The organism is Yoonia sp., from assembly GCF_030731595.1.
Taxonomy (GTDB): Bacteria; Pseudomonadota; Alphaproteobacteria; order Rhodobacterales; family Rhodobacteraceae; genus Yoonia.
The window spans coordinates 1-5,463 of the sequence record NZ_JANQTS010000035.1 but is presented as its reverse complement, the minus strand read 5'-3'; the positions used below and the strand labels follow the sequence as shown (position 1 = coordinate 5,463).

General features: G+C 57.4%; 6 protein-coding genes. 1 reads left to right on the top strand and 5 read right to left on the bottom strand.

Translation table 11 applies throughout. The features are described 5' to 3' along the window. Nucleotides 1–1,497, top strand: a 1,497-nt coding sequence (locus NWQ23_RS03075) for an OmpA family protein (protein WP_306164772.1), incomplete at its 5' end; no start/stop codon positions are given. Between the two features lie 89 nt (nt 1,498–1,586). Here NWQ23_RS03075 and NWQ23_RS03070 read toward each other — a convergent pair. The 5 genes from NWQ23_RS03070 to NWQ23_RS03050 all read right to left on the bottom strand — a co-directional run bounded on the left by NWQ23_RS03070 (nt 1,587) and on the right by NWQ23_RS03050 (nt 5,269). After that, the gene (locus NWQ23_RS03070) at nt 1,587–2,822 is read right to left on the bottom strand and encodes an RNA polymerase sigma factor (protein ID WP_306164771.1); all 1,236 of its coding nucleotides are present in this window, start codon (nt 2,820–2,822) and stop codon (nt 1,587–1,589) included. Next, nucleotides 2,822–3,169 carry a YciI family protein gene (locus tag NWQ23_RS03065; protein WP_306164770.1) on the bottom strand — a complete coding sequence of 116 codons (348 nt, stop codon included), beginning with the start codon at nt 3,167–3,169 and terminating at the stop codon, nt 2,822–2,824. Before NWQ23_RS03065 ends, NWQ23_RS03070 begins: the two co-directional genes overlap by 1 nt. 62 nt (nt 3,170–3,231) lie before the next feature. Next, a complete protein-coding gene (locus NWQ23_RS03060) occupies nt 3,232–3,666 on the bottom strand; it encodes an SRPBCC domain-containing protein (RefSeq protein WP_306164769.1) in 435 nt (144 codons plus the stop codon). 25 nt (nt 3,667–3,691) lie between these two features. Continuing rightward, nucleotides 3,692–4,282, bottom strand: coding sequence for a hypothetical protein (locus NWQ23_RS03055; protein WP_306164768.1), 591 nt, complete (start codon nt 4,280–4,282; stop codon nt 3,692–3,694). Between the two features lie 432 nt (nt 4,283–4,714). Next, a complete protein-coding gene (locus NWQ23_RS03050; RefSeq protein WP_306164767.1) occupies nt 4,715–5,269 on the bottom strand; it encodes a DUF2269 family protein in 555 nt (184 codons plus the stop codon). Nucleotides 5,270–5,463 lie beyond the last annotated feature (194 nt).

Sequence of the window (5,463 nt, the reverse complement as noted above, 5' to 3'; positions counted from 1 at the left end):
GAGGCTGAAGCACTTGCGGCTGAAGAAGCGGCAGCAGCAGAGGCTGAAGCACTAGCAGCTGAAGAGGCGGCGGCAGCAGAGGCCGAAGCACTTGCAGCGGAAGAGGCGGCAGCAGCAGAGGCTGAAGCATTTGCGGCGGAAGAAGCGGCAGCGGCGGCAGCAACAGCCGCTGAAGAGGCGGCGGCAGCAGAGGCCGAAGCACTTGCAGCGGAAGAGGCGGCAGCAGCAGAGGCTGAAGCACTTGCGGCTGAAGAAGCGGCAGCAGCGGAAGCAATAGCCGCTGAAGAAGCGGCAGCGGCCGAGGCCGAAGCGCTTGTGACGGAAGAAGCGACAACAGCAGAAGCTGAAGCAATGGCGACAGAGGAAGCTGCTGCCGACATTCAAGCAGAGGCGGCAGAGCAGCCTGAGATTGCTCTCGATGATCCCACGGTAAGTGAGGAAGCAGTAGCGCCTGTTGCTGCGACGGTAGCGACCGAAGCTGCACCGGAGGACGTTGTCGAAGAGACGCTGGACGCAGATGCGGTGCGCACCAGCGAGCAAGACTTCGAAACGCCGATCACGGGCGCCCAAGCAACAGCAGTCGCGAACAATGAAACAAGCGGGCTGAGCAATATCGAGAAGGCGCTGCTAATCGGGTTGGGTGCGGTTGTCGTTGGATCGGTCTTGCGCAACGGTGATCGCGTGGTCGAAAATACAGGTGATCGTGTGGTTGTCGAAGGCACACGCGGATTGACGATTTATAAGGACGATGATGCACTTTTGCGTCAGCCAGGCGCCGCGGTCCGGACCGAGACATTTTTCGACGGGTCGACGCGCACGTTCCTTGATCGCGCCGATGGGACACAAGTCGTGACCATCCGCGACTCGCGTGGGCGCGTCCTGCGGCGCGATGTTCTTTATCCCGATGGCACCCAAATTGAACTGTTTGACGATGTTGATCCGGTGGCCGCAGTCGATGTGCAACGTCTACAGGATACACGTCCTGCGGCGCGCAGCCTGTCCGTTGCCGATAGCGATATTCGCACCTTACGCGCGGCCTTGGGCGAAGCGCTTTCGTTCGATGCTGGTCGCAGCTTCAGTTTGCGCCAAATCCGCGAGATCGAACAAGTGCGCAGTCTTGTTCCCGCAATCGACCTTGACACAGTGATCTTCGCCAGCGGGTCCGCAGCAATCCCTGCTGAACAAGCACGTAGCCTTGTGCGGATTGGCATTCTGATCGAGGAAATGCTTCTTGATAACCCGCGTGAAGTGTTTCTGATTGAAGGCCATACAGATGCGGTTGGAAGTGACAGTTTCAATCTTGCACTGTCAGACCGGCGCGCGGAGTCGGTGGCCCTTGCCTTGACGGAAGCATTCCGCATCCCGCCCGAAAACTTGATTATTCAGGGCTATGGCGAGGCTTTCCTCAAGGTCCAAACCCAAGGCGCTGATGCAAGCAACCGTCGTGCCACTGTGCGCCGGATTACACCCTTGTTGCGGCAAATTGCTGCCAACTGAGAAACATGTGAAAGCAGCAGGGAAATTGCTCTCTGATTGCTTTCACAAAACAGCACTGGCTAACGATAATGAGTTTCATAACTCTCCCCTTATGATCTCGGAAGTTTTGCCTTTTCAGCCATCAAATAGGCTCTTTCCGAAGGGTCGTTCGACAGACCAATCGCGCTATCAAACGATGAAAGAGCCGCCTCGGTCTGTCCTTGCTTGGACAGCAAATGCGCGCGGGTTGCGTGCCATGGTTGGTAAGTTTCGCGCAATCGAGGGTCTATGCGGTCCAGAAATTGCAATCCAACCTCTGGCCCTCCCGTTTCGGCCTCAGCCGCTGCCTGACTGGTCAACGCACCGACTGTTGGGCTGATTTTCACAAGCCCTCGGTAAAGTGTCTGCAAAGCCGCCCAATCGGAATATCCCGACGTCTGTCTTGCCGCGTGAACGGCCTGAATTGAAGCCTCCAACTGAAATCGACCAAGGCTAAGATTGCTCTGCGCATTCCGCAAAGCCTGCTCTGCGTCTCGGATCATTTCGCTATTCCAAAGATTCACGTCTTGCTGTTGAAGCGGAATGAATGTGTTTGAAACCGCGTCGAAACGCGCGTTCCGGCGGCTTTCTGTGAAAAGGATCAACGCGAACAACCCGTGAGCCTCAGCCGCAGACGGCAAGGCGGCACAAACGGTGCTGATGAGCCAAAGCGCCTCACTCGCGAGATTTGTTGCCTTTGCATCACCCGAACCGAACCCATTCGCGCCGACAGCGTAGGCCGCGTAGATGGCAGTCAGGATATCATCAAGACGGGCTTCGTATTCTTTGTGCTCAGACGGGAGCGTCAACGGTATGCCCGACTGTTCAATTTTTGCCTTGGCGCGCGTCAGCCGTTGTCCCAACGTTCCGGGTGACATCAGGTAAACGGACGCAATCCGCCGTGAATCGAGACCGAGGACGGTTTGCAACATGAGCGGCGCGCGGATCCGCGGTTCGATTGCAGGGTGGGCACATGCGAACATGAGCCTAATGCGCGGGTCTTCTATGCCTGTTTGTCCGTCCTCGATGTGGCTTTCCAAGAGCATCTCAATCTCCGTACGATAAGTTTCGGCTCTTGCTTCCGACCGTCGATCATCGACTGCTTTGTTGCGGGCGGTCCTCAGAAGCCATCCTTCCGGATTCTTAGGCACGCCCTGGCGTTCCCAGACATCGAGAGCGCGCATGAGAGCTTCACTCAATGCGTCTTCAGCTCTTGCGATACTGCCGACGCGAAAAGATAAAGAGGCAACCAGCCGCCCGTAGGACAGTCTGGCAATCCTCTCTATTTCTCGCGTGGCATCCCGCATCAGAACGAGACGACGGGACGGACTTCGACAGCGCCAGTTGCGGCGGCTGGATTACGTGCCGCCCACATCAGGGCTGCGTCAAGATCTGGAACCTCGATCAAATAGAAGCCGCCAAACTGCTCTTTTGAGTCCGCATATGGGCCATCGTGCAGGTCTTTGACGCCATCTATGATCCTGACCGTCGTCGCCGTATGCGACGGGTGCAGAGCTTCGCCACCGACCAGAACACCTGCGTCAACCAAGGCCTTCGTGTAGGCACCCCAAAGTTCATCGTCTTTGGCGGCCGCAACGTCGTCCGCCGTCGCGTCCGGTGATGGTTTTGTGTAGTTTATAAGCATGAATTGCATCGTCATTCCTTTCGTGGAGAAACCCTAGCCCACGCGGGGGCTAGAGCCGAATTTTTCGTAGATCAGCCTTTGCCGCCGGGTGGTATATAAAGTCCCGATCCGGTTTCGAGATAGGATTTCATCGAGGACAAGAAGCGGTCCCAGTTGTCGCCGATGCCAAAAGCGGCGCAGTTCGACTGCGTCAGAGCGACTTTGCAGGCGTTCTCCTCTTCGGTAATCTCGAACGAAACCTTCGATTGATCATAAGGTTGCTTTGCCCATTTCGGTTCGAAACCCAGTTCGATCTTCTTTCCTTCTTCCGACGAAATCATTGGCTCCCGGATGAAGGTTGCGCCATCAGCAGGGCTTTGAAGCTCGTGGCCACCTTCCGGTAACGCAGCGATTTGCATTCCGGCAGGATGGAACGCCTGCAAGGTTTCGGGATTGGTCAAGGCATCCCAAACCTTATCCCGGCTTGCGCGCACGAATGTCGTTGCGCGAACATCAATGGTATCCATTCTGTGGTCCTTTCGCGGTTTGATATTATTGGAAACGTGCGACGACAGGGAGAAGTGCTGTCGGGCGCTTGTCTTCGGTGCACATGTCGTTGTCCTGTGGCCGCACACCGAATTGCACGCCAGTTTCGGTCATCGCGATCAGGTCGTGATCTTCACCGCAGACCGCGACAGGCCGCCAGGCCGCGCAACCTGTTTCCGAGATATCGGTCTCAAGGTTGGGCGTCAGACCGCAATCTGCCATGCCCATCCCGGCAATCACTTCCGGAATTTCAGTCAGAAGCGTCACGTGCTTCCACTCTTCGTGAAACGTGCCGTTCATCGCACCATCGACAACTTCAGATTTGCCCACGATGTCGAATGCACCGCCAGTGCGGAACACGAACGTGCGCATTGTCATTGCCGGATCGAGGGCGTGGGTAAAGATCAATTCCCATTGTCCGTCCGCAAAGACAAATTCCCGCGTCCCAAAGCCGCCATACCACTGTTCTGGCGCTTCGCTGCGATACGTACCATTGGCAGATTGCACTTCGTCAGCTCCGAGGAAGTTTTCCGCGTGAGCAGAAACTGCAGCAGCCGAAAGTGCAATAGCAGTGGCGGTTGTCTTAAGAATGTTCATATCGTCTCTCCTTGTTTGTCTAGGAAACCCAGCGGCTTCACGAGACAGACGATTGGAGAGGTCACGATTCCTACAAGTTCAGAGTCTTTTTTTGAAAAAAGTGGATAAACCGACATGCAAAGGTCGTGCCGCATTGGGTATTTTGGGGTCCAAGCGCCTGACGCTGGGGCCAGAGACAACAGGTGGAGAAGTCGGCAATCAAGGGTTTGGGGATCGTCTCTTCAGAAAAGCGCCATTCTCGAACCCTCGAAATTAGGCGAGAAATCAGCCACAAATCGCAGGTCGGGGCATAGACTGGGGTGGGTGGCGGAGGGGATGGGCCTCACGTCCAACTTTCCATCGGACCAAAGGCTCCGCGCCACCGGCGGCGCGGCCCGCGAGATTTCAGAGGCACCCTCGCCCCAGAGGATTTCACCGGAGCATCACGGTGGTTTACGCCCCGCCAGGTCGCGGGCGCATCCCCTTTGCCAACGTCATCATCGCGCCCAAGACGGCAAACACCGCAAGTCCTGTCAGTGCAGCAACATCACTCGCAGTGGGCTTGAGCGCCATGACCAACACGACAAGCACCAGAACGACATAGTCGAAGCGGGCAATCGTCATCAGATCAACCGACTTTTGCAGCAGGACCGCCGGTTGCGTGTCCGCATCGGCCATCAACACAGAGATCTCTTCGGCGCGCGGTTTGATCACGACAAAACCGGTCAGGAAGGTCGCCGCAAATCCGATAAGCCCCAGAAGGACCCAAAGATGCGAAAAGCCGGGCCCGACCCAGGCGGCGGCGACCCCGCTTAACAGGGTCAGCAGGGACAAGGGGACAAAAAAGGTGGGTCCCAGCAGGGCGACCGTATCGACGATCGGCAATACCCCGGATGCGCCGCGCCTGCGCCGGGCCAGTTCCGCCCCGAGAAGAAGCGTGATGCCGCCCCCAACCCACAGGATGACGCAGACGATATGTATTGTGACGGCGATGTCATAGCTGGTCATGGCAGACCCTTCCCTTGTTGCAAAGTGTGTGTTCGACCGGTCAGGCGGTGCGCCTGCCCGGTAAGCGGTCGGTCAGGCGGCGGCCTCTGCGGCCGCGCTGCGGGCGGCGGACGCCATTCCGGTAAACCCCGCATAGGCCGCGTCCCAGCCCTTGCGGCCCCGCACGCGGTGTATCCAGTCCTGAACCGCCGGAT

Coding starts and splice junctions, on each gene's coding strand:
- NWQ23_RS03050 (WP_306164767.1), bottom strand. CDS start 5,269: ATGACCAGCTATGACATCGCCGTCACAATACATATCGTCTGCGTCATC.
- NWQ23_RS03065 (WP_306164770.1), bottom strand. CDS start 3,169: ATGCAATTCATGCTTATAAACTACACAAAACCATCACCGGACGCGACG.
- NWQ23_RS03070 (WP_306164771.1), bottom strand. CDS start 2,822: ATGCGGGATGCCACGCGAGAAATAGAGAGGATTGCCAGACTGTCCTAC.
- NWQ23_RS03055 (WP_306164768.1), bottom strand. CDS start 4,282: ATGAACATTCTTAAGACAACCGCCACTGCTATTGCACTTTCGGCTGCT.
- NWQ23_RS03060 (WP_306164769.1), bottom strand. CDS start 3,666: ATGGATACCATTGATGTTCGCGCAACGACATTCGTGCGCGCAAGCCGG.